Here is a 20541-nt window from a genome sequence, read left to right on the forward strand (position 1 = left end):
CGTCCATCGCGGCATGTGCCAGCAGCAGCAGGGCAGTGGAATCCGGTCCGCCGGACACGGCGAGACCGAGGCGGGCAGCGCTCCCTTCCGGCCAGACGCTATCCAGATCGCGGCGGAAACGCGCGATCAGCTGCGGAGCGATCGGCCTATCAATTGCAGCTGACCTTGCGCAGGTTGGATTGATACTGATCCGCCAGGCGGCCCGACGCCAATGCGGGATAGGTGTCGCCGAATTCCGCCAGGGCAATACAGGCCCGGCTGGTGTCCTTTTGGGCAATCATCGCTTCGGCCAGATACAGCAGGCTGTCGGGCGCGCGGGCGGCCTGTTTGTCGGCCTGGTAATTGCGCAGGAACCACGGCGCGGCTTCCTTGGCCTTGTTATCGTCGAGATAGGCCCGGCCGAGCAGGTTCCGGCCAAACGTCAACCGGCTGTGGCGGGGAAATTTCTCCACGAACATCGTCAATTGCTGCTGCGCCTCGGGATAGAAGCCGGCTTCCCACAGGCGGAAGCCGTATGTGTACTCGTCATCGCCCGCGTCATCGGTTTGCGGCTTGGTGATGGCCTGCACCGCCGCCAACCGGGCCGCCGTCGGGCCTGCGGGAGCGGCCTGGGCAGGCTGCGCCGCGTTGGAAGCGCCCCCGGTCATGGCTCCGAGGATCGCGGTGGGAGTGTTGGTCGCCGGCGTGCTGGTTGCTGGTGTGCTGGTTGCTGGTGCCGGACCGGCAGGCGAAGCTGCTGGCAGCGTTTCCAGGGCTGCCACGCGCGCCGACAGCAGGCTCAGCGAATTGGTGTTCTGCTCCGTCTGCGAGGTCAGGCCCTGCAATTGCGCCTCCAGCGCGTCGAGACGAACCAGTATATCGGTCACGGCGGTAGTGGAATTGGGGACGGTGTTCGCCGGAGTAGCGGGGCTGCCCGAAATTTCCGGCTCGAAGAACCGGCCGGTGCCGCCAGGAAAAACGCTTCTTTGCAAGGCGCGCACTTCCGCTTCGATCTTGCGAATCCGCGCCTCGTCCACGTTCTGCGCCGCGGCAGGCAGCGATGTCGCCGCCACCGCGGCAACGGCAAGCCCGCCGAATACCGCGCGGGCAAGTGGTGTGGTGGTAAAACGAATGGTCATCGCGCACTACGCTCCTGTAATCTCAAACAAGCCGGTCCCGCATTGGGAATGCCGACAGAACCCCGAACCGATCCTGAATAGGTGCCCTGCTTTTCATGCCATGGATTCCTGCCGCAGGGGTGGCTGATTGTCGAGGGATAACCCCCCGGATGCAGGGAAACACATAGCGCGTCTCTCAGGTTTCGGTGGATGGTCCCGCACCTTCAGACGGTTGCTGCGCCGGTTGGGACCGCGCCAGCAGAGCTTCCGCACTGACCGGCACGTCGCGCAGGGTCTGCAACACTTCCGCCAGCTTGGGCACCGGCTTGCCGCCCACGGTAATTGCCAGCGCGTCCGGCCGTGCCGTCCAGATTTGCGGGTCCTCTGCATCGGCGGGGACCGTGAAGCTTTCATCCAGAACCATCTGTTTTTCCATCAGCCGGTTTCCCTGCGCGTCATAGAATTTGACCCAGATGCCGTCCTCCAACGCGGTAAACACCACTTCCCCGCCCGTCGGGGCGTCAGGAGCAGCAGCGCCGTCCGCCTGCGGCGTCGCCGGTGCTGCTGCAGGCGCTTCCGCCACAAGGGGTCCTGGCCCCGATGCCGGGAAGAAATAGTCGCGGAAATAGGCGAAACCTCCGGCGATGAGCAGGATCGCCGCGAGGGCGCTGAGCCATGCCAGTCCTCGGGTCGGTATCCGGGCCGGGTCTCCGGGTTCGAAACCCTCCCTGTTCCCGCGATCGTCAAAACCGCCCTGGGCCAGTTCTGCGCGAACCATTTCGGCGATTTTCCGGTCGTCCAGTCCAACCGCCTTGGCATAGCTTCTCGAAAAGCCGATGGCATAGGTCCGGCCCGGCAGGCCCTCGAAATCGCCGGCTTCGATCTGCCTCAGATGGCGCTGGGTAATGCGGGTTTCGGCGGATACCTGCTCGATCGAGAGCTTCGCATCCTCCCGGGCACGGCGCAGCACAATCCCCGCTGTATCGAGCGGCAAGGTTCCGTCGTCCCTGTTGTCTTCATCCGCCATTGTAAAATCCTCGGACCCCTTTTTGTTTTGCCGAACCAGAAGAACGGCAGAGAGCGTCTGTCAAGCGGTCTGAACCCGTGCCCCGCAGCAATTCGACGGGGCGGCCTGTTCACGCGGCAAACTTGTCGCTCGCCTGCGTCAATCCACCTCTATTCCGCTTCCTTCTGCCCAGTGCTGCAACGCCGCACGTATATCAGGCGGGGGCTGTGACAGCCAGCCGTTCATCTGGTTGGTAAGCACTTCGAGGTCGACCTTTCGGACCAATTCCTTGATCGGCCCGACCGACACCGGGGTAATCGAAAACCGCCGGAATCCGAGGCCGAGCAATGCCAGCGCTTCCAGTCGGCGCCCGCCCATTTCGCCGCAGATTCCCAAATCGACCGGCGCACCTTCGGTGGCCAGCGTGATCCGCTTCAGGAAGCGGAGGATTGCCGGACTGAGCCAGTCGTATCGCTCTGCCAGTTTCGGATTCGCCCGATCCGCTGCAAACAGGAACTGCGTGAGATCATTGGTGCCTACCGACAGGAACGACAGCTTCGGAATCAGCAGATCGAGTACTTCGGCGAGCGCAGGAACTTCCAGCATCGCTCCGTAGCGAATGGATTCGGGCAGGACTTTCTTCTGCGCCTTGATGTATTTCAGCTGCGCTTCGAACACGCTTTTCGCCGCATCGAATTCCCACGGCTCGGACACCATCGGGAACATTACATACAGCGCCTTGCCCGCCGCCGCCTCCAGCAGCGCCCGGGCCTGCACCTTCAGCAAACCTTCGCGTTCGAGCGCCAGCCGCAGGGCGCGCCACCCCATGGCAGGGTTATCGTCATTCTCCGCTTCGCCCGAGCGAAGATAGGGCACCGCCTTGTCGCCGCCGATGTCCACGGTGCGGAAGATTACCGGCTTTTCTCCCGCAGCGTCCAGCACGTCGCGGTAGAGACGGAACTGCTTTTCGCGGCTTGGAAGAGTGGCGGAAACCAGAAACTGGAATTCGGTGCGGAACAGCCCGATGCCGTCCGCGCCCACGAGGTTGAGGCTCGAAAGATCATCACGCAGTCCCGCGTTGATCATCACCTGGATGCGGGTGCCGCAGCGGGTGAACGGTTCGACATCGCGCAATTCGGCGTAGATCGCCTGCCGCTCGCGCGATTTGGCAAACCTTGTATCGAAGGCATCTAACGTCGTTTGAGCTGGCCGGATGATGGCATTGCCCAAATCCGCATCGACCAGCACTTCATCGCCTTCGCGCACCAGACCGCGCAGTCCCCTTGCCCTGCCGAGAACCGGGATACCCATCGCGCGGGCAACGATGACGACATGGGCGGTGAGCGAACCCTCCTCGAGGATCACACCTTTCAGCCGCCGGCGGTCATACTCGAGCAATTCCGCCGGACCGAGGTTCTTGGCGATGAGAATCGTGTCCCGCCGCAACCCCTGGGTGGCCGCAGTTCCGAGTTGCCCCGACACGATGCGCAGCAGGCGATTGGACAGATCTTCCAGATCGTGCATCCGGTCTGCCAGCAGCGGATCGTCGATCTCGCGCATCCGCATCCGGGTCCGCTGCTGGACCCGCTCGATCGCGGCCTCGGCGGTCAGTCCGGAATCGATCGCTTCGTTGATGCGCCGCGACCACCCCTCGTCATAAGCGAACATCTTGTAGGTTTCGAGCACCTCTTCATGCTCCCCGCCAACGCCGAATTCGGCCTGGCTGGTCATCGAATCGATCCCTTCGCGCATCTTGTCGAATGCGCGGTAAACCCGCTGCCGTTCCGCCTCGGTGTCGTCCGCCACGACCTGCGTGATGGTGACCCGCGGCTGGTGGAACACGGCAATCCCGCTCGCCAGCCCCTTGACCAGCGGCAGCCCCTCTATCGTCTGCGGTCCGGATCTCGCGGAATTGAGACCAAGCGCTTCTTCCTCGTCGACGAGTTCGGCGTGCGCGATAAGTTCCGACAGGACCATGGCCGTAGTCTGAAGCGCTTCGATTTCGACTTCTTCATAGCGGCGCGGTTCGACGTGCTGGACGCACAATACGCCTACCGCTCGCTCCCGATAGACAATCGGGACCCCGGCGAAGGAATGGTATTTTTCCTCCCCCGTTTCCGGCCGGTACTGGAAATCAGGATGCGCCTTTGCTTCGGCCAGATTGAGCGTTTCGATCTGGTCGGCGATGACCCCGGTCAGGCCCTCCCCGATCGCCATGCGGGTGACATGGACCGCGCTGGCGTTGAGCCCGCGGGTCGCGAACAGTTCCAGCATTCCTTCGCGCAGGAGGTAGATCGAGCAGACCTCGCTATCGAGGGATTCGCCGACGATCTCGACCACTTTGTCCAGCTTGCCCTGCGCGTGCATCCGGGAGGCCATGACCTCGTGCAACTGAGTCAGGATCTGGCGGGCAGAGGCAGCGGCGGTCATGCCGGTGTTGTATAGCACGCGAGTCCCGAAGGGAACTGCCGACCGTCCGCCGCAGACTACCTAATTTTCAAAGCGCCAGCGGCACTTGCTGGTAAGCTGGCCTTACGCCTGCGTCAGTTCTTCCTTGATTCGGAGTTTCTTCTTTTTAAGGGCCTGGATCGTCGTGGTGTCTGGCGCCGGGCGGTTCAGTTCCGCGCGAATTTTCGCATCGAGACCGGCATGCTTTTCCTGCAAGGCGCTGACGTGGGACGTTGCCATCTGGCTCTCCTTCTTAGATTTGGCCCTGAAACGGACCCGACTGCCGAATCGGACATCTGCTCCGGAACCGGCATGGGGAATAAAAACATATCCCGGGCAGTTTGCGAAGAGCGGAGTCTTCCCTATGCGATCAGTAACTGCGATGGTGCGGCGAGGCGTTGATCCGCACGGTAGCAAAAGAACGACTGGCGAGAGGACAAGCCCGGGGTGAACGAGCAGGAATTGCGCAAGCGACTGGCAGGGCTGAAGACCGAACACCGCGACCTGGATGCCGCGATCGATGCGCTGCTGCTGTCGGGTTCGACCGACCAGTTGCAGATCGCACGGCTCAAAAAACGCAAGCTGCGCCTGAAGGACCAGATTTCGATGGTCGAAGACGCATTGCTGCCGGATATCATCGCCTGAAAGCTCCAAATCCGTGCCATCCTGGGACAATATGCAATTGGAATGGTTAAATTCCACAGCAAAGCTGGCGGCCTGACGCGCGCGGCGGTAGGTTGTCATGCAATGAAGCCGCAATCCGACCTCAATCGCAAGATTGTCGAGGACCTCTATTGCGAAGCCCTGATGCTCGCAGACGAAGTTCGTTCAATCTTCGATCTTACCCCTGTCCGGGACATCGGAGAGGCAGCGGACCGCTTGCGTCTCGCCTTGTCGGTGGAAGGCCTCCGCACCACCACAAGGGTGATGCATGTGCTCGCATGGCTGCTCAACCACCGTGCGTTCTACGCCGGGGAGCTTAGCGAATTCCAGCTGCGGCGTCATAGCAAGCTGCCGCCCGACCGTGCCCCCGAACAGACCAATCTCGATTTGCTGGAGCCCGAAACCCGCGCGCTGGTGCTCCATTCGCAGACGCTTCATCAACGGATCGCCCGGCTCGATGCAGCGTGGCGGGAACGCTATGACATGCAGCCTGCACCTATCTTGCGCCTGCGCGAACGGCTGGGCCAGGCGGTGTTCAAGGCCTGAGCCGGTCAGGCGGCCAACAGGGCCTTGCTCCATTGCCGCTGGCGAAGTTCGCGTTCCGGCGGCAGCATCGCGGGCGTGAAATGGTCGATCCCGCCGCGCATCGCCGCCGATGCATCCGCCAGCGTGGGATAAAGACCCGCTCCGACCCCGGCCAGCATCGCTGCCCCCAAGGCGGTCGTTTCGACGAAAGCGGGCCGTTCCACCGGCAGGTCGAGAATATTTGCGATGTCCTGCGCCATCCAGTCGTTCGCGCTCATCCCGCCGTCGATCTTCAGCGAGGTCCAGCGGGCGCCGTCCGCGGCGAAGGCCCGCGCCAGATCGTCGGTCTGGTGCGCCATTGCTTCCAGTGCCGCGCGGGCGATCTGGGCACGTCCGGTGGCAAAGCTGAGGCCCGCGATCACCCCGCCCGCCTCCGGCCGCCAATGCGGAGCGCCGAGACCCGACAGCGCGGGAACGATTACCACCCCGCCGCTATCGGGAATCGACCGGGCAAGCGTCTCGGTTTCCGCAGCGGTGCCAAGGAGGCCGAGCGAATCGCGCAGCCATTGGACCAGGCTACCGGCGACGAACACCGATCCTTCCAGCGCATAGATCCGCTCGCCGCCGAGCTGATACAGAACCGTGCCCAGCAGGCGATTGGCCGAAGCGGGAATCTCCCGCCCCTTGTTCGCCAGGATGAAGGCCCCGGTTCCGTAAGTGGCCTTGGTTTCGCCAGGTGACAGACATCCCTGACCGATGGTTGCGCTTTGCTGGTCCCCCGCAAGGCCCGTGATCGTGATCGGTCCACCAAACAGTTCGGGCAGCGTCGATCCGAAATTTCCGGCGTTGTCGGTGACTTCCCCCAGCGCGGAATGCGGCACTTCGAACAGGTCGCACAGGCCCTGATCGAAGGCTGCCCCGTCAAGCCGCATCAGCAAGGTCCGGCTGGCGTTGCTGGCATCGGTCAGCAGCACGCCTCCGGTCAGCTTGAACACCAACCAGCTTTCGATCGTACCGAGCGCCAGCGTCCCGGCTTGCGCTGCGGCGGCTACCGCCGGCTCGTTTTCCACCAGCCAGCGCATTTTGGTGCCAGAAAAATAGGGATCGAGCAGCAGCCCGGTGGCCCGCTGCACCGCACCTTCGTGCCCTGCATCGCGCAAGGTCGCGCAGAATTCCGCTGTCCGGCGGTCCTGCCACACCAGCGCGTTGGCCAGCGGTTCGCCCGTCGCCGTGTCCCAGGCCACCACGGTTTCACGCTGGTTGGTGATCCCGATGGCCGCGATGGCGTGCGCGCCGCCAGCTTTCTCGACCATTTCGCGGGCACAGGCGAGTGTCCGGTGCCATAATTCCCGCGCGTCGTGCTCCACCCGCCCGGGTGCGGGATACATCTGGGTCAGTTCCTGCTGCGCGCTGCCAATTAACGCACCCGCCGCGGTAAACAGCATCGCGCGGGTCGAGGTAGTCCCTTCATCGAGGACAAGTATCTGTTCCGTCATGCAGCCTCCCTGCCGCTCCTCTAAATGTCCGCTCCGCTAAAGCAAATCGCGTCATAGACCCACATAGCGCGGCCTACAAAGCGTGGACAGGCTGCCTGCGGGTCCCCATATCGACCGCATGGCAATTCCACCCAAACCCTGGCCGACGGGTCTTGTCGAACAGCCCGAGCCGCTCGTCCGCCGGGTGCTGGCGCCCAATCCCTCGCCTTACACCTACACCGGCACGCAAACCTATCTGGTCGGCAATGCGGGGACCATCGCGGTGATTGATCCCGGTCCGGATGACCCCGACCATCTCGCCGCGCTGGAAGCCGCGATCGGGGACGCAAAAATCGGCGCGATCATGTGCACCCATACCCACCGCGACCATTCGCCCGCGGCAATGCCCCTCGCGCAGCGGACAGGTGCGCCGATAGTGGGGTGTGCGCCGCTGGTGCTCGACGATGCTGGACCTCGCGTGGATGCGCCATTCGACCGCACCTATGAGCCAGACCGTGTGCTCGAAGACGGCGAAAGCATGACCGGCCCCGGCTGGACGCTTACCGCCGTCGCGACCCCGGGCCATACCTCAAACCATCTGTGCTTCGCGCTTGAGGAAAGCGGCGCATTGTTCACCGGCGATCACGTGATGGGATGGTCCACCAGTGTGATTGTGCCGCCCGATGGCGACATGGGCGATTACATGGCCAGTCTCGCCAGGCTGTACGAGCGCGATGACCGCGTGTATTATTCTGCCCATGGCGCGCCGATCGAAAAACCGCGCCAGCTGGTTCGCGGCATGATCGGTCACCGGCGCCAGCGCGAAAACCAGATCTTGCGGCTTTTGGGCGATGCGCCCGGTCCAATCGAAGGTCTGGTGCCGCAAATGTACAAGGGGCTCGATCCGCGCCTGACCGGAGCGGCGGGCATGTCGGTCAAGGCGCATCTGATCGATCTGGAACGCCGGGGCATGGTCAGCCGTTCAGGTGATATATGGCAGACAATCTGAAACAGTCCGATAACGGGCGGACGGCAACCGAACTCGGCGAGCCTCCGGTACAGCGGCAACAAACTCTTGCGCGGCTGCAGGCGGTGCCTTGGCTGATGTTCATCGCCGCGCTTGCGCTTGCGGCATGGCTCGCATGGGAGGCGTTCGGCGCGGACGATTTGGGTGATCCTCTCGCGACAAGCCTGGTTGCGTTCGAAAAACAGAACCGGCTGACCGTATTCAGCGCCGAGCTCGCGCCGGTAGTCGCCAGTGACGACAGCCGCTTCCTCGGCATGGTGCAGAGCCGCCAGGTCGCGGTAATCCCGGCGCGGGTGGATTATACCCTCGATCTTTCACAGGTGGGCGAGGAACGCCTCGCGTGGAATCCCGAAACCGAGGTCCTTGATGTCCAGCTGCCCGCCATCCGGGTTGGCAAACCGAACCTCGACGAGGCGCGGGCGCAATATCTGCGCGAAGGGATCTGGATCACCCGCGATGCGCAGGACAATCTCACCCGAAAGAACACGCAGCTGGCCGAACAGCAGGCCGTAAAGCAAGCAGCGAACCCGGTGCTGCTGGATATTGCGCGCGGCGCAGCAAGGGATGCAATCCGCCAGAACCTTGCTATACCATTGGAAGTTGCCGGATATGGCAATGTGACCGTGAATGTCCGCTTCGACGGAGAGATAGCCCCGCAATGACCGCACAATCCCGCCTGCCAACCGGAACCGACCTGCGCGCGGAGATCGACCGTCTGCGCAAGTCCCGCAATGCGGTAATCCTGGCGCATTACTACCAGAAGCCCGAAATCCAGGACATTGCCGATTATGTCGGCGACAGCCTGCAATTGAGCCAGCTGGCGGCGGATACCGATGCTGACGTGATCGCGTTCTGCGGGGTCAAATTCATGGCCGACACGGCGAAAATCCTCAGCCCCGAAAAGATCGTCGTGCTGCCCGACATGGACGCCGGTTGCAGTCTGGAAGACAGCTGCCCACCTGACAAGTTCCGGGCCTTCCGCGAGGCGCATCCCGACCATATCGCGCTCACCTACATCAATTGTTCGACCGAGGTGAAGGCACTGTCCGACGTGATCGTGACCAGTTCCAGCGCCGAAACAATCCTGCAGCAGATTCCCGAAAGCCAGAAGATCATCTTCGGCCCCGACCGGCATCTGGGCGGCTATCTCAACCGGAAATTCAATCGCGATATGCTGCTCTGGCCCGGCGTCTGCATCGTGCACGAAGCGTTTAGCGAGAGCGAATTGCTGAAATTGATGCAGCAACATCCCGGTGCGCCCGTGGCGGCACACCCGGAATGCCCACCGCACGTGGTTGCACATGCCGATTATGTCGGATCGACCAGCGGCATCCTGCAGTTCGCCAAGACTTTCCCCGGCGATACGCTGATTGTGGCAACGGAACCGCACATCATCCACCAGATGGAAAAGGCCCTGCCGGAAAAGAACTTCATCGGGGCGCCGGGCGCGGACGGGAACTGCAATTGCAACATCTGCCCCTACATGGCGCTCAACACGATGGAGAAGCTCTACACCGCGCTGCGCGATCTGGAGCCGCGCATCGAAATCGAGGAGGGATTACGCCTCAAGGCGAAGCGGAGCCTCGACCGGATGCTCGAAATGGCCAGCGGCACGGTCGGCATGGGCGATCTGGGGCGGGCGTGATCGGCCGTGGCCGTATGGCGCATTAGGTGGGTATGACCGAATATCCGCGCTGGCTGTGGGCCAAGCTCAATTCGAACTACTGGTTCTATCCGGCGCTTTTCTCCTTGATCGCGGCCGGTCTGGCGTTGGGCATGGTCTGGCTGGACCGGCACGGGTTTGCCGAGTTTCTCAACGAAATAGCGTGGATCATCCCCGCGCGGCCGCAGGGCGCGAGCAATATGCTTACGGTCATTGCCGGATCGATGATCGGGGTCGCGTCCACGGTGTTTTCGATCACCATCGCGGCCGTCGCCTATGCCAGCGGAGCCTATGGCCCGCGGCTGCTGACCAATTTCATGGAGGACAAGGGGAACCAGTTCAGTCTGGCGACCTTCATTGGCACTTTCGTTTACGCGTTGATGGTGCTGCGGGCGGTGCGCAGCGAAGACGAAGTGGCGCCAACCGCCGCCGATGCCGCCGCGACCACCCTGCCCGGCTTCGTCCCCCAACTATCCCTGCTGGTGGGCCTGGGCCTGATGGCGGTTTCCATCGGTGTGCTGGTCTTCTTCCTCAACCACATCCCCGCCAGCATCCGGATCAACACCGTGCTGGAAGGGATCGGCAAGCGCCTGCTCGACGGGATCGAGGATAGCTATCCTGAGCCCGACACAGGCCGGACGACGACAAGGCCGCCGCAGGGAAGATCGATCCTTGCGGAGCGTACCGGATACGTCCAGCTGATTTCCTTTAGCGCACTGGCACGAATTGCAAAAAAGTTCGACGGGCGGATTTCCCTGGCGGTGCGCACGGGAGACTTCGTGCACCCCGGCATGGCGATCGCGGATCTATGCGACGCCGGCTTGAGCGGCGACAAACTGGATCAGGAATTGATCGACGACCTGCTTGATTGCTTCACGCTGGGCGCAACGCGGACGCCGGAACAGGATTTGCAATTCCTGATCGACGAGTTGGTGGAGATTGGCTTGCGGGCGCTGTCGCCCGGGATCAACGATCCGTTTACCGCGATCACCGCGCTGCACTGGCTCGGCGCGGCCACCGCGCTGCTGGGCACGCGTGATTTGCACAAGCACGTCGGGAACAGTGATAAAGGTCTGGCGGACCTTGTCCTACCCTTGCCCGATGATTTTACGCATTACGTTACGCGCGGCTTCGGCAATTTCCGCAGCGCGGCGGCGACCAGCACCCCCGCTGCGCTGGTGATGCTGGATACGCTGCGCAACTGCGCCGCACCGATCCGCGACGAAACGCGGCAGGCGATCCTGCACCGCGAAGGGGAGCGGCTGATCCAGCAGGCCCGCGAGCATCTCACCGGTCCCGACCTACAGGATGTCGAGGCACGATTCGCCGGCTTCACCCGCGCAATGGCGGGATAGACACCTCTGCTATTCCGCCGGTTCGGGACCGACCGGGTTCGCCTTGCTGTTCCGCGCCAGCACCAGCGCCGTCCCGAGCAGCGCCATGCCCAGAATATCGACCGGGCCGATCGTTTCGCCGAACGCAAACCAGCCCGAAAGCGCGGCCACCGCCGGCTGGGTCAACAGCGCCAGGCCGATGATCAGCGGCGCGAAGTGCTTCAGAGAAAACACCAGCAGGCCCTGTCCGATCAGCTGACTGAGCACGAACAGCGCGATGAGCGGGGTCCAGTCGGTCGGCCAGATCGGCTCCCCGCGCAGGACTGCCATTCCCAGCAGGATTGGCGCGCCTGCCAGCGAACTCCACGTCAGCAGGCTCCAGCTGCCGAGGCCCGCACGGGCACGCTGCAGGATCAGCAAATACCCCGCGTAGAACAGGCCGGCGAGCAGGCAGAACAGGTCTCCGACCAGTGTCTCGCGGGAAATTTCGAGCGAATTGCCCATCAGGATCACAGCCCCGGCAACCGCCGCGATCATCGCCAGCCATTCTGTCCCGCGGGGCAGGCGGCGCCACATCACGAAGCCCCAGATCATCAATACCAGACTGCCCGAATTGCCGAACAGTGTCGCGTTGCCGAGCCGCGTTGCCTCGATCCCGATGTGCCAGCTGGCAAGGTCCAGGGCAAAAACCACCCCCGCCACCAGCACCAGCATGAGCGTCGGCCGCGCAATTCCGCCCAGGCGTTCGTTATTCGCCCGCGCCAGCATTGCAAGGAATGGAAGCGCGAGAAATAATCGCCAGAATCCAGCCGCCACCGGGCCGCTGTCAGCCAGCCGGACTGCCCAAGGCCCTAGCGCCAATGCGACATTTCCGGCGAGTAGCGCCGCCACCAGCAGCCAGCGCGGTCTTTCGCCTGGTACACTCGCGGTGGTTGAATTGCCCATGGCTGCGCCTTAGCTGCCAGTCTGACAATCAGAACAGCAAAAAAGGACGGCATCTTGCACGAAGCACTTTTCACTCCGATCAAACTCGGCGCAATCGAAGCGCGGAACCGCATTTTCATGGCTCCGCTGACGCGCGGCCGCGCCGATGTGCCGGGATTCGTCCCCAACCAGATGATGGCGACCTATTACCGCCAGCGCGCCGGCGCGGGGCTGATCATCAGCGAGGCAACCGGCATCAGTGTCGAAGGACTTGGCTGGCCGTCAGCCCCCGGCATCTGGAGCGACGAGCAGGTTGAAGCCTGGAAGCAGGTGACCAAAGCCGTGCATGAAGAAGGCGGCACGATCGTGCTGCAGATGTGGCACATGGGCCGGATCGTGCATCCGGTGTTCCTCGGCGGCGAACCGCCGGTATCCGCCTCCGCGACAACCGCGCCCGGGCAGGCCCATACGCCGGAGGGCAAAAAGGATTACGTGCAGGCCCGCGCGCTTTCCCTCGAAGATATTGCCCGGGTGGTGGAAGATTACCGTCACGCTGCGCAAAACGCCTTGAAAGCCGGGTTCGACGGAGTGCAGCTGCACGGTGCGAATGGCTATCTGGTGGACCAGTTCCTGCGCGATAGCACGAATTTGCGGACGGACGAATATGGCGGTTCGCCCGAAAACCGGGTGCGGTTCCTGCGCGAAGTGCTGGAAGCGCTGATTTCGGTCTGGGGTGCCGACCGCGTTGGCCTCCGGCTATCGCCCAATGGCGACACCCAGGGCTGCGATGACAGCAATCCGGCGGCCACATTCGGCGCGGCGGCGAAAGTGTGCGAAGACCTCGGCATCGCGTTCCTCGAATTGCGCGAGCCCGGCCCGGATGGTACCTTCGGCAGCACCGAAGTGCCCAAGCAGAGCCCGATGATCCGCACGATCTTCTCCGGGCCGCTGGTGCTCAACAGCGATTACGATGCGGCAAGCGGCACCGCGGATGTCGAAAGCGGCAAATGCGACGCGATCGCCTATGGCCGTCCGTTCATTTCCAACCCCGACTTGCCCGAGCGGATCAGGATCGGCGCGGAATTTGCCCCGAACGTGAACGTGCCGCAGAGCTGGTACTTCCCGGGACCAGCGGGATACATCGATTACCCCGCATTGGACGAAGAAATGGAAGCGGCCGAATAGGCTCGCGCTATTCCTCCTCCGGGGCGGGTTCGTCCGTCTCGGGGGAGGTTTCGGCTGCTTCGGCGCTTTCCGCGGGTTCCTCCGCTTCCGGCTCGTCCGCGGCACCCGCCCCGGCGCGCGGGGTTTCCAGCGGCGGCGAACGGGACTGAACCGTATCGAGCGGCAGCATGGCGTCGCTGATCGAACCTTCGAGCACCTCGCCCGATGCAGAACCGTCCTCGGCTGGGTCGGGATCGCCCCCGCAGGCAGACAGCGCCAGCGCCGCAGCCATGATAACAGCGTGTCGTGTCACTCGATTACTCCGCATCGCTTGCAAGTCCGGCGAGAAAATCGCCGGCGCGGGCGAGCAATGCCTCATCCCAGGCCTCCGGCGCAAGCTGGATCCCGAGCCGCGCCAGGCTGGTGACCCCGTATTCGGCAATTCCGCAAGGGACGATGCCGGCAAAATGGGACAGGTCGGGATCGAGATTGACGGAGAAGCCGTGCATCGTGACCCAGCGCCGCACGCGCACGCCGATCGCGCCAATCTTCGCCTCGCCGCCGTCCACATCGCGGGTCCAGATACCGATGCGCCCTTCGGCGCGCCAGCTGGCAACACCGACGTCCGCCAGCGTGGCGATCACCCAGCCTTCGAGGGCGTGGACGAAATTGCGGACATCGCGGCCGCGCTTGCCCAGGTCCAGCAACACATAGCCGATCCGCTGCCCTGGCCCGTGGTAGGTGTACCGTCCGCCGCGCCCCGCCTCCACCACTTCGAAACGAGGGTCGAGCAATTCCGTCGCTGCAGCGCTGGTTCCTGCAGTATAGACGGGTGGATGTTCCAGCAGCCAGACAAGCTCGCGCTCCGTTCCGGCGGCTATCGCCCGGTTGCGCCGGTCCATCTCGGACAGCGCCTGACGATACGGCACCGGCACCGATTCGCAGCGGTACTCAGGTTCTGCCGGCGGTGCCTCCGCGGAAGATGGGAACAGGTTTTTTTCCATTTGATTTGCGTGGCAAGTCCAGTCCGGCTTATCAAGCGGCTTGTGGTGTTTTGAATTTGACAATGGGGGAGTGCTTGGAAATGAAACTGGATATGGGTAGCGCCTGGAGCGAGGCCACCGCCATGATCTCCGCCAACCGCGATCTGGTGGCCATAATCGCCGGAATTTTCGTCTTTCTCCCTACCATAATCCTGGCGGTAATCGCACCGGAGGCTGCGATGGGTCCCGCGGAAGTCAATCCCGACGATCCGATGGCTGCTTTGCAGGCCTTCTATTCCGCCAACGGGATCTGGCTGTTCTTGATTGGAATCGTCAACGCCATCGGATCGCTGGCACTGTTTGCGCTGTTTGCCGATAACCGCCCAACTGTCGGCGATGCAATTGCCACCGGCGTGAAGACATTGCTGCCCTATCTCGCGGCGCAGATCCTGCTGGTCCTCGGCCTTTCGATCCTGCTGGGCATTCCCGTAGGCTTGGCGGTTGGACTTGGCGGAACGGCTGCCGGAGTTCTGGTCGGCTTGGTCGCCTTCGTCGTTCTGGTCTACGTGATAATCAAGTTCTCGCTGCTGGCACCGGCGATGATTATCGGCGGTATCCTCAATCCCGTCCGGGCACTGCGTGCCTCGTGGGAGGCAACCAAGGGCAACAGCCTGCGCCTGATGCTGTTCTATTTCCTGCTCGGGATCGCGATCGTTGTGATCGCCTTGGTGTTCGGCCTGATCAGCGGGTTGTTCGTGGCAATGCTCGGGACAGGATCGGTTGCCGCAATGGTCGGCGGCGCCCTGAACGGCCTGCTGAGCGCGGTTTGGACCTTGGTGATCGTCGCAGTTCTGAGCGCGACCTATCGCCAGTTGACCGGTCCATCGGCCAGGTCGGTGAGCGAAACTTTCGAATAGGGCCTGCGGGCTGGCGGGCTGCAAAAAGGCCGCGCCAGCCCCGGTCAGGCGGCTTCCTCTTTCCAGCCCCAGAACAGCTGGCAGGGGAGCACATTGAGCCATTGGAAGCCCTGTTCGATATGGGCGAAATGCTTGGCCATGAAATCGCGCGCGGCAGCGGAAAACTGATATACCAGGAACGCGCCGCCGGGCCGGATGATGTTGTGCGTCGCCTCGGCGATGGCCGGGCCGACACCGGGCGGCAGGGTGGAAAACGGCAGTCCCGACAGCACATAATCAGCATGGTCATGTCCGTGCTGGCGGACGATGCGTTCCACATCCTCCGCCGATCCCAGTACCGCAGTGAAGCGGGTGTCGGTGATCGTGCGGTTGAGATAGTCGATGAACAAGGGGTTGGTGTCGATCACCAATAAGGCCCCGTCCTGCCGCAGCCGTTCCAGAACCGGTCGGCAGAAGGTGCCTACACCTGGCCCATATTCGACGAACAGCTTGCATTCGTCCCATTTGACCGGCTCGAGCATTTGCCGAATGGTGAACCGGGAGGATGGAATGATCGATCCGACCATCTTTGGGTGTTCGACAAAGCCGCGGAAGAAAACCGCCCACTGGCCCAGCATCTGATCGAGACGGACCCGGCTGAAACGATTGTTCTGTCCGCCTGTGGTGGAGACTGCAAGCTGATTGGATTTGGTCAAGAAGTGCGTTCCGATGGCTGGGCGCGGCGGGTTGGCCGCTAGATAGACGTGCGTTGCCAAATGCCCTTACCGGTTGCAAGGTGCTGCGCGCAACCCTTCGCTTGCAACCCTGCCACGCGGAGCCTAGCGCCGGATCAGCCATGGCCGACGCAAACCCGCCCGAAACGGTTATTGTTTCCCCACACCCGGTGCGCCCGATCTCGCGCAACCGGATGGCGCTGCTGTTTGCGGTGATGCTGACGACTGCGGCAGGCAATACGGCCATGCAGTCGGTAATGCCCGCCATCGGGACATCGCTGGGCGTGGCCGACGTGTGGATCAGCCTGGCGTATAGCTGGTCGGCGCTGCTGTGGGTGATCTGCGCGCCGATCTGGGCGCGCAAGTCCGACCGGCGCGGCCGCAAGGCGATGATGGCGCTGGGGCTTATCGGTTTCAGCGCATCGATGGGCCTGTGCGGTGCCGCGCTATGGTTTGGTCTCAATGGCTGGCTGCCCGCGCTGTGGACGCTGCTGCTGTTCGCCGCCGCGCGCAGCCTGTATGGCGGCTATGGTTCCGCCGCCCCGCCCGCGGTCCAGGCCTATGTTGCATCCCGCACCGCCCGGTCGCAGCGCACCCAGGCGCTTTCGCTGATCGCGTCGAGCTTTGGCCTGGGCACGGTGCTTGGTCCTGCGCTGGCGCCGTTGATGGTCATGCCGGGTCTAGGTCTGGTCGGTCCCTTCGCTGCCTTCACCCTGCTGGGCCTCGCCACGCTGGTGGCGCTGAGGATATTCCTGCCCGACGATGTTCCGCAATTCGCCGCGCGCGGGGCCGCCTATGACGCACCCTACGGATCCGGAGGATCGAGCCGCGAGCCCCAAGCGAGTGACGAAGACGATCCGGCATCCGAAGGACCGGCAGACAAGCTCGGCTGGTGGGAGCCGCGGCTACGGCCCTGGGTGATCTCGGGTCTGCTGGGCGGCCATGCACAGGCGATGGTGCTGGGGATCGCGGGCTTCCTGGTGCTCGACCGGCTCGGACTGCGCGGCACGCCGGAAGCCGCGACCGGCTCCATCGCGATCGTGCTGATGTGCGGAGCCATTGCCACCCTGCTGGCGCAGTGGGGCCTGATCCCGCGCCTCAACCTTGGTCCCAAGGCCGCGATCCTGTGGGGCTGCGCCCTCGCCGCGGTCGGCACATTGATGTTCGGCAGCGCGCAGGAATTGCACGGGATCGCCCTGGGATATTCGGTCGCGTCGCTCGGCTTCGGCCTGTTCCGGCCCGGTTTCAACGCAGGCGCATCGCTGGCGGTATCGCGCAACGAGCAGGGCGAGGCCTCGGGCGTCGTCGCATCCGCCACCGGTGCGGCCTATATCGTCGCCCCCGCAATCGGGGTGTGGCTGTATGGCCATTCCGACTGGCTGGCCTTCGCGGTCATCATCGGACTGTGCTTCGCCGTGCTGGCAATCGGTTGGAAATCGCTGTCCGCCGACGAAGTGCTGACTGCTGACCGTTAGTGGGCGAGCGTTAGAGGATTTCCTCGACCCTCTCCTTGGGACGGCACAAGCGGACACCTTTTTCCGTTTCCACCAGCGGCCGGTTGATCAGGATCGGATCGGCCATCATCGCATCGAGTACGGTGTCGTCATCGGCCTGAGACAATCCGCGTTCCTCGGCATCGGTGCCCATCAGCCGCAGCCCTTCGCGCGGTGCCATTCCGGCGTCGCGGTACAATTGCGCCAGCTTGTCACGGCTCGGAGGATTTTCGAGGTAGCGGACCACGGTAAGGTCGACGCCGTCGCGCTCCTCGAGGATGGCGAGAGTGTTCCTGGAAGTCCCGCAGTTCGGGTTGTGCCAGATGGTCGCTTTCATGCGGTATTCCCTATCGTTGATGCAGCCTTACCATAAACCAACAGATATTTTCCGGCCAAGGCAATTGAGTGGTTGCAATTGCAAACCATTCTCATTAGCGGTCCCTGCATAACGAGAATCATTCGCATTAGGGAATATCATGCCATCATTCACACGCCGCTCCATTCTCCTGTCCAGTGCCGCGCTCGCTCTGCCGATCGCGCCGATCATGGCGGAGGCCGACGAGCAGCCGGTGCGCGACTATCTCCCGACCGAAATCGTGGTCACGGGCGCGGCCGAAGGATACGGCACCGATGACGGCTCCACCGCAACCAAAACCGCCACGCCGCTAATCAACGTGCCGCAGGCGATTGCGGTCATGACCGACGACCAGCTGCAGGATCAGGCCATCCGCCAATTGGGCGAGGCGCTGCGCTATATCCCCGGCATTTCGCTGGAGACCGGCGAAGGGCACCGCGACGAGATTTTCATCCGCGGGCAGGAAACCACGGCCGATTTCTATCTCGACGGGTTGCGGGACGATGCCCAATATTATCGTTCGCTGTATAATATCGAACGGATCGAGGTGCTGAAGGGCGCCAACGCGCTGATCTTCGGCCGAGGCGGCGGCGGCGGCGTGGTCAACCGCGTCAGCAAGACTGCGCAGCCGGGTGACATTTTTGCCGAACTCGAAGGATCGGTGAACAATTTCGGGGCCTTTGCCCTGGCGGCCGACTTGAACCAAACGCTGAACGAGACAATTTCAGCTCGCCTCAACGCGACCTATGAGGAATTCGCCAGCAACCGCGATTTCTACGAAGGCCGCTTTATCGGCATTTCGCCCACCATCTCCGCAAATGTCGGGCCGGACACACGGCTGACAGCAACCTATTCCTATGATGACGATGCAAGGGTGACGGACCGCGGAGTGCCGTCCTTCGAAGGCGGGCCGCTCCGCGGTTTCGACGACACCTTCTTTGGCGACCCCGATTTCAACTATGCGACCGCCGAAACCCACATCGCCCGCGCGCGGATCGATCATGGCTTCAGCGACAGCTGGTCCGCCAACGCCACCCTGCAATACGCCAATTACGACAAGCTCTACGCCAACCTTCTGCCCAACGGCACCGACGGAACCAGCGTCCAGCTGTCCGGATACGAGGATGCGCAGGAACGCGAGAACATCATTGCGCAGGCCAATCTGGTGGGCGAATTCGCCACAGGTCTCCTCTCGCATACCGTCCTGCTAGGCGTCGAAGCCAGCTGGCAGGATTCGCTCAACGGACGCCGCAATGTGCAGTTTCCGAACGGTTCGGGCGGCTTCGCCAGCCGTGCGACGGTACCCCTCGCCCCGGTCCTTACGATCCCCGCTTTCTCGCTCGCCGCGCCCAACCGCGCCAACGACAGCAGCCTCAGCGTACTGTCCGGCTATGTGCAGGACCAGATCAAGATCGGCGAGCATCTTGAACTGATCGCCGGACTGCGGTGGGACCGGTTCGACCTCGAAACCACTAACCTCGCCGGAAGCCTGACGACCCGCGTGGACGAGAAGGTCAGCCCGCGCCTCGGCTTGGTGGTCAAGCCGAGTGACGTTCTGTCCTTCTATGCCAGCTATGCGACCAGTTTCCTGCCCCAGTCCGGCGACCAGTTCTTCCTGATCGAACCGGGTGATGCCGGGCTCGAACCGGAGAAATTCACCAATTACGAGATCGGTGCAAAGTGGCTGCTGCGGCCCGACCTGTTCCTGACTGCGGCAATTTTCCGCCTCGACCGGAGCAACAGCAAGGCCCCCGATCCGGACAACACCGGGCTGGTCACGCTGGCGGGCGAAAGCCGGACCGAAGGCGTCGAAGTCAGCCTGGTGGGCAACATCCTGCCCGGCTGGCAGGCGAGCCTCGGCTATACCTATCTCGACGGCCAGTTGCAGACCACGACCGAGGCCGGCCCGGCCGGCACGCGGTTACAGCAATTGCCGGAGCACCAGATTTCCGCCTGGAACCGGGTCCAGCTGACCGACAATTTCGGCATCGGCCTCGGCGCGGTCTATCAGGACGAACAATTCACCTCCTTCAGCGGCAATGTGGTGCTGCCATCCTACTGGCGGGTGGACGCCGCGGCGTTCTTCGATGTCAGCGACCGGCTGTCAGTGCAGCTGAATGTCGAGAACCTGCTGGACGAAAAATACTATCCCAGCGCGCATGGCGACAACAACATCCAGCCCGGCATCCCGCTCAGCGCGCGGCTGGGGGTACGGGTGAAGCTGTAGGAGGGTTTCCAAGAGTTTGGGTTTGAACGGAGGATAACGACCCAGTTGCGAACATTCTCGGAAGCGGACGGTTAGTTGCTAACTTTGTAGATGGCAGTCGCCAACACCTGCACCCTGTCCAGCCGCTCACCCGATTTGTCCGCTCGGCTGATGGTGATGGATAAGGCCGGGTCTTCCCGGTTGCGAAAAACCGTCGTCGCCATGCCTTCCTTTACCGCCGACTTCTCGGACTGCCACCTCCGGTTGAAATCAGCCGAGGAAAGGACACTCTGAACGCTCGGTTCGAGGTCTACGCCGCCGCCGCCAGTAATATGGCACATCGGTAGCTGGTCCGAGACAACAAGGACATAGCCTGCATCCGGCGTAGAATTGATCCTCCAGTAGTGATTAGCCCGCCGGAGTTCCACCGGTGGAAGGTTCACCTCTTCCACCCGATCAACGAGACCCATCTGCGGCCCAAGGCCGACAGTCTCGATGAATGGGCCGGTTCCCTCCGCCCAGCTTGCGGGGTTCAACAACCATTCCTC

The 20541-nt window shown here is 63.0% G+C and carries 21 protein-coding genes; 10 read left to right on the forward strand and 11 right to left on the reverse strand.

Going from position 1 to position 20541, the window contains the following annotated elements; all coding sequences use genetic code 11:
- Positions 1-149 precede the first annotated feature (149 nt).
- From U0988_RS03195 to U0988_RS03210, 4 genes are all read right to left on the reverse strand, one after another.
- Positions 150-1118, reverse strand: a complete 969-nt coding sequence (locus U0988_RS03195) for a hypothetical protein (RefSeq protein ID WP_322291203.1) — start codon at positions 1116-1118, stop codon at positions 150-152.
- Between the two features lie 175 nt (positions 1119-1293).
- Complete coding sequence (locus U0988_RS03200) at positions 1294-2124, reverse strand: helix-turn-helix domain-containing protein (RefSeq protein ID WP_322291204.1); 831 nt, start codon at positions 2122-2124, stop codon at positions 1294-1296.
- A 138-nt stretch (positions 2125-2262) separates the two neighbouring features.
- Positions 2263-4533, reverse strand: coding sequence for a phosphoenolpyruvate--protein phosphotransferase (ptsP, locus tag U0988_RS03205; protein ID WP_322291221.1), 2271 nt, complete (start codon positions 4531-4533; stop codon positions 2263-2265).
- 102 nt (positions 4534-4635) lie between these two features.
- Positions 4636-4791: a YdcH family protein gene (locus U0988_RS03210; protein WP_322291205.1), complete on the reverse strand. Its 156-nt coding sequence runs from the start codon at positions 4789-4791 to the stop codon at positions 4636-4638.
- 207 nt (positions 4792-4998) lie between these two features.
- Here U0988_RS03210 and U0988_RS03215 point away from each other — a divergent pair, with 207 nt between their 5' ends.
- Positions 4999-5196: a YdcH family protein gene (locus U0988_RS03215; RefSeq protein WP_160756687.1), complete on the forward strand. Its 198-nt coding sequence runs from the start codon at positions 4999-5001 to the stop codon at positions 5194-5196.
- A 102-nt stretch (positions 5197-5298) separates the two neighbouring features.
- Positions 5299-5760: a DUF1465 family protein gene (locus tag U0988_RS03220; RefSeq protein ID WP_322291206.1), complete on the forward strand. Its 462-nt coding sequence runs from the start codon at positions 5299-5301 to the stop codon at positions 5758-5760.
- Between the two features lie 5 nt (positions 5761-5765).
- Here U0988_RS03220 and U0988_RS03225 read toward each other — a convergent pair whose 3' ends face one another.
- Positions 5766-7235, reverse strand: a complete 1470-nt coding sequence (locus U0988_RS03225; RefSeq protein ID WP_322291207.1) for a glycerol kinase — start codon at positions 7233-7235, stop codon at positions 5766-5768.
- Between the two features lie 118 nt (positions 7236-7353).
- On the opposite strand from U0988_RS03225, the gene U0988_RS03230 reads away from it, so the two are divergent.
- Genes U0988_RS03230 through U0988_RS03245 form a run of 4 tightly spaced genes read left to right on the forward strand, consistent with a single transcriptional unit; the run spans position 7354 to position 11259 of the window.
- Positions 7354-8223, forward strand: a complete 870-nt coding sequence (locus U0988_RS03230) for an MBL fold metallo-hydrolase (protein WP_322291208.1) — start codon at positions 7354-7356, stop codon at positions 8221-8223.
- Positions 8208-8903 carry a DUF4230 domain-containing protein gene (locus U0988_RS03235; protein ID WP_322291209.1) on the forward strand — a complete coding sequence of 232 codons (696 nt, stop codon included), beginning with the start codon at positions 8208-8210 and terminating at the stop codon, positions 8901-8903. The genes U0988_RS03230 and U0988_RS03235 overlap by 16 nt, the downstream gene beginning before the upstream one ends.
- Positions 8900-9886: a quinolinate synthase NadA gene (nadA, locus tag U0988_RS03240; RefSeq protein ID WP_322291210.1), complete on the forward strand. Its 987-nt coding sequence runs from the start codon at positions 8900-8902 to the stop codon at positions 9884-9886. The genes U0988_RS03235 and nadA overlap by 4 nt, the downstream gene beginning before the upstream one ends.
- Before the next feature lie 32 nt (positions 9887-9918).
- A complete protein-coding gene (locus U0988_RS03245; RefSeq protein WP_322291211.1) occupies positions 9919-11259 on the forward strand; it encodes a DUF2254 domain-containing protein in 1341 nt (446 codons plus the stop codon).
- Between the two features lie 9 nt (positions 11260-11268).
- Here U0988_RS03245 and U0988_RS03250 read toward each other — a convergent pair whose 3' ends face one another.
- Positions 11269-12183: a DMT family transporter gene (locus tag U0988_RS03250; protein WP_322291212.1), complete on the reverse strand. Its 915-nt coding sequence runs from the start codon at positions 12181-12183 to the stop codon at positions 11269-11271.
- A 54-nt stretch (positions 12184-12237) separates the two neighbouring features.
- On the opposite strand from U0988_RS03250, the gene U0988_RS03255 reads away from it, so the two are divergent.
- Positions 12238-13347, forward strand: coding sequence for an alkene reductase (locus U0988_RS03255; protein ID WP_322291213.1), 1110 nt, complete (start codon positions 12238-12240; stop codon positions 13345-13347).
- A 7-nt stretch (positions 13348-13354) separates the two neighbouring features.
- On the opposite strand, the gene U0988_RS03260 is transcribed toward U0988_RS03255, so the two are convergent.
- Positions 13355-13639: a hypothetical protein gene (locus U0988_RS03260; protein WP_322291214.1), complete on the reverse strand. Its 285-nt coding sequence runs from the start codon at positions 13637-13639 to the stop codon at positions 13355-13357.
- Positions 13640-13643: 4 nt separating this feature from the next.
- The gene (gene lipB / locus U0988_RS03265; RefSeq protein ID WP_322291215.1) at positions 13644-14330 is read right to left on the reverse strand and encodes a lipoyl(octanoyl) transferase LipB; all 687 of its coding nucleotides are present in this window, start codon (positions 14328-14330) and stop codon (positions 13644-13646) included.
- Positions 14331-14422: 92 nt separating this feature from the next.
- Here lipB and U0988_RS03270 point away from each other — a divergent pair, with 92 nt between their 5' ends.
- The gene (locus U0988_RS03270; protein ID WP_322291216.1) at positions 14423-15226 is read left to right on the forward strand and encodes a glycerophosphoryl diester phosphodiesterase membrane domain-containing protein; all 804 of its coding nucleotides are present in this window, start codon (positions 14423-14425) and stop codon (positions 15224-15226) included.
- A gap of 44 nt (positions 15227-15270) precedes the next feature.
- Here the strand turns inward: U0988_RS03270 and U0988_RS03275 are convergent, their stop codons facing one another.
- A complete protein-coding gene (locus tag U0988_RS03275) occupies positions 15271-15843 on the reverse strand; it encodes a methyltransferase (RefSeq protein WP_322291222.1) in 573 nt (190 codons plus the stop codon).
- Positions 15844-16061: 218 nt separating this feature from the next.
- Between U0988_RS03275 and U0988_RS03280 the strand changes: the two genes are divergently transcribed.
- On the forward strand, positions 16062-17414 hold the full coding sequence (locus U0988_RS03280) for an MFS transporter (protein WP_322291217.1): 1353 nt from the start codon (positions 16062-16064) through the stop codon (positions 17412-17414).
- Positions 17415-17424: 10 nt separating this feature from the next.
- On the opposite strand, the gene arsC is transcribed toward U0988_RS03280, so the two are convergent.
- Positions 17425-17769 (reverse strand): arsenate reductase (glutaredoxin), encoded by a 345-nt coding sequence (gene arsC, locus U0988_RS03285; protein WP_322291218.1) that lies wholly within the window; start codon positions 17767-17769, stop codon positions 17425-17427.
- Between the two features lie 139 nt (positions 17770-17908).
- On the opposite strand from arsC, the gene U0988_RS03290 reads away from it, so the two are divergent.
- The gene (locus U0988_RS03290) at positions 17909-20014 is read left to right on the forward strand and encodes a TonB-dependent siderophore receptor (protein ID WP_322291219.1); all 2106 of its coding nucleotides are present in this window, start codon (positions 17909-17911) and stop codon (positions 20012-20014) included.
- 71 nt (positions 20015-20085) lie between these two features.
- Here U0988_RS03290 and U0988_RS03295 read toward each other — a convergent pair.
- Positions 20086-20541 (reverse strand): hypothetical protein (locus tag U0988_RS03295; RefSeq protein WP_322291220.1); only part of this gene is annotated, 456 nt, incomplete at its 5' end.

It is taken from the genome of Allopontixanthobacter sp. (assembly GCF_034376665.1).
Taxonomy (GTDB): Bacteria; Pseudomonadota; Alphaproteobacteria; order Sphingomonadales; family Sphingomonadaceae; genus Allopontixanthobacter.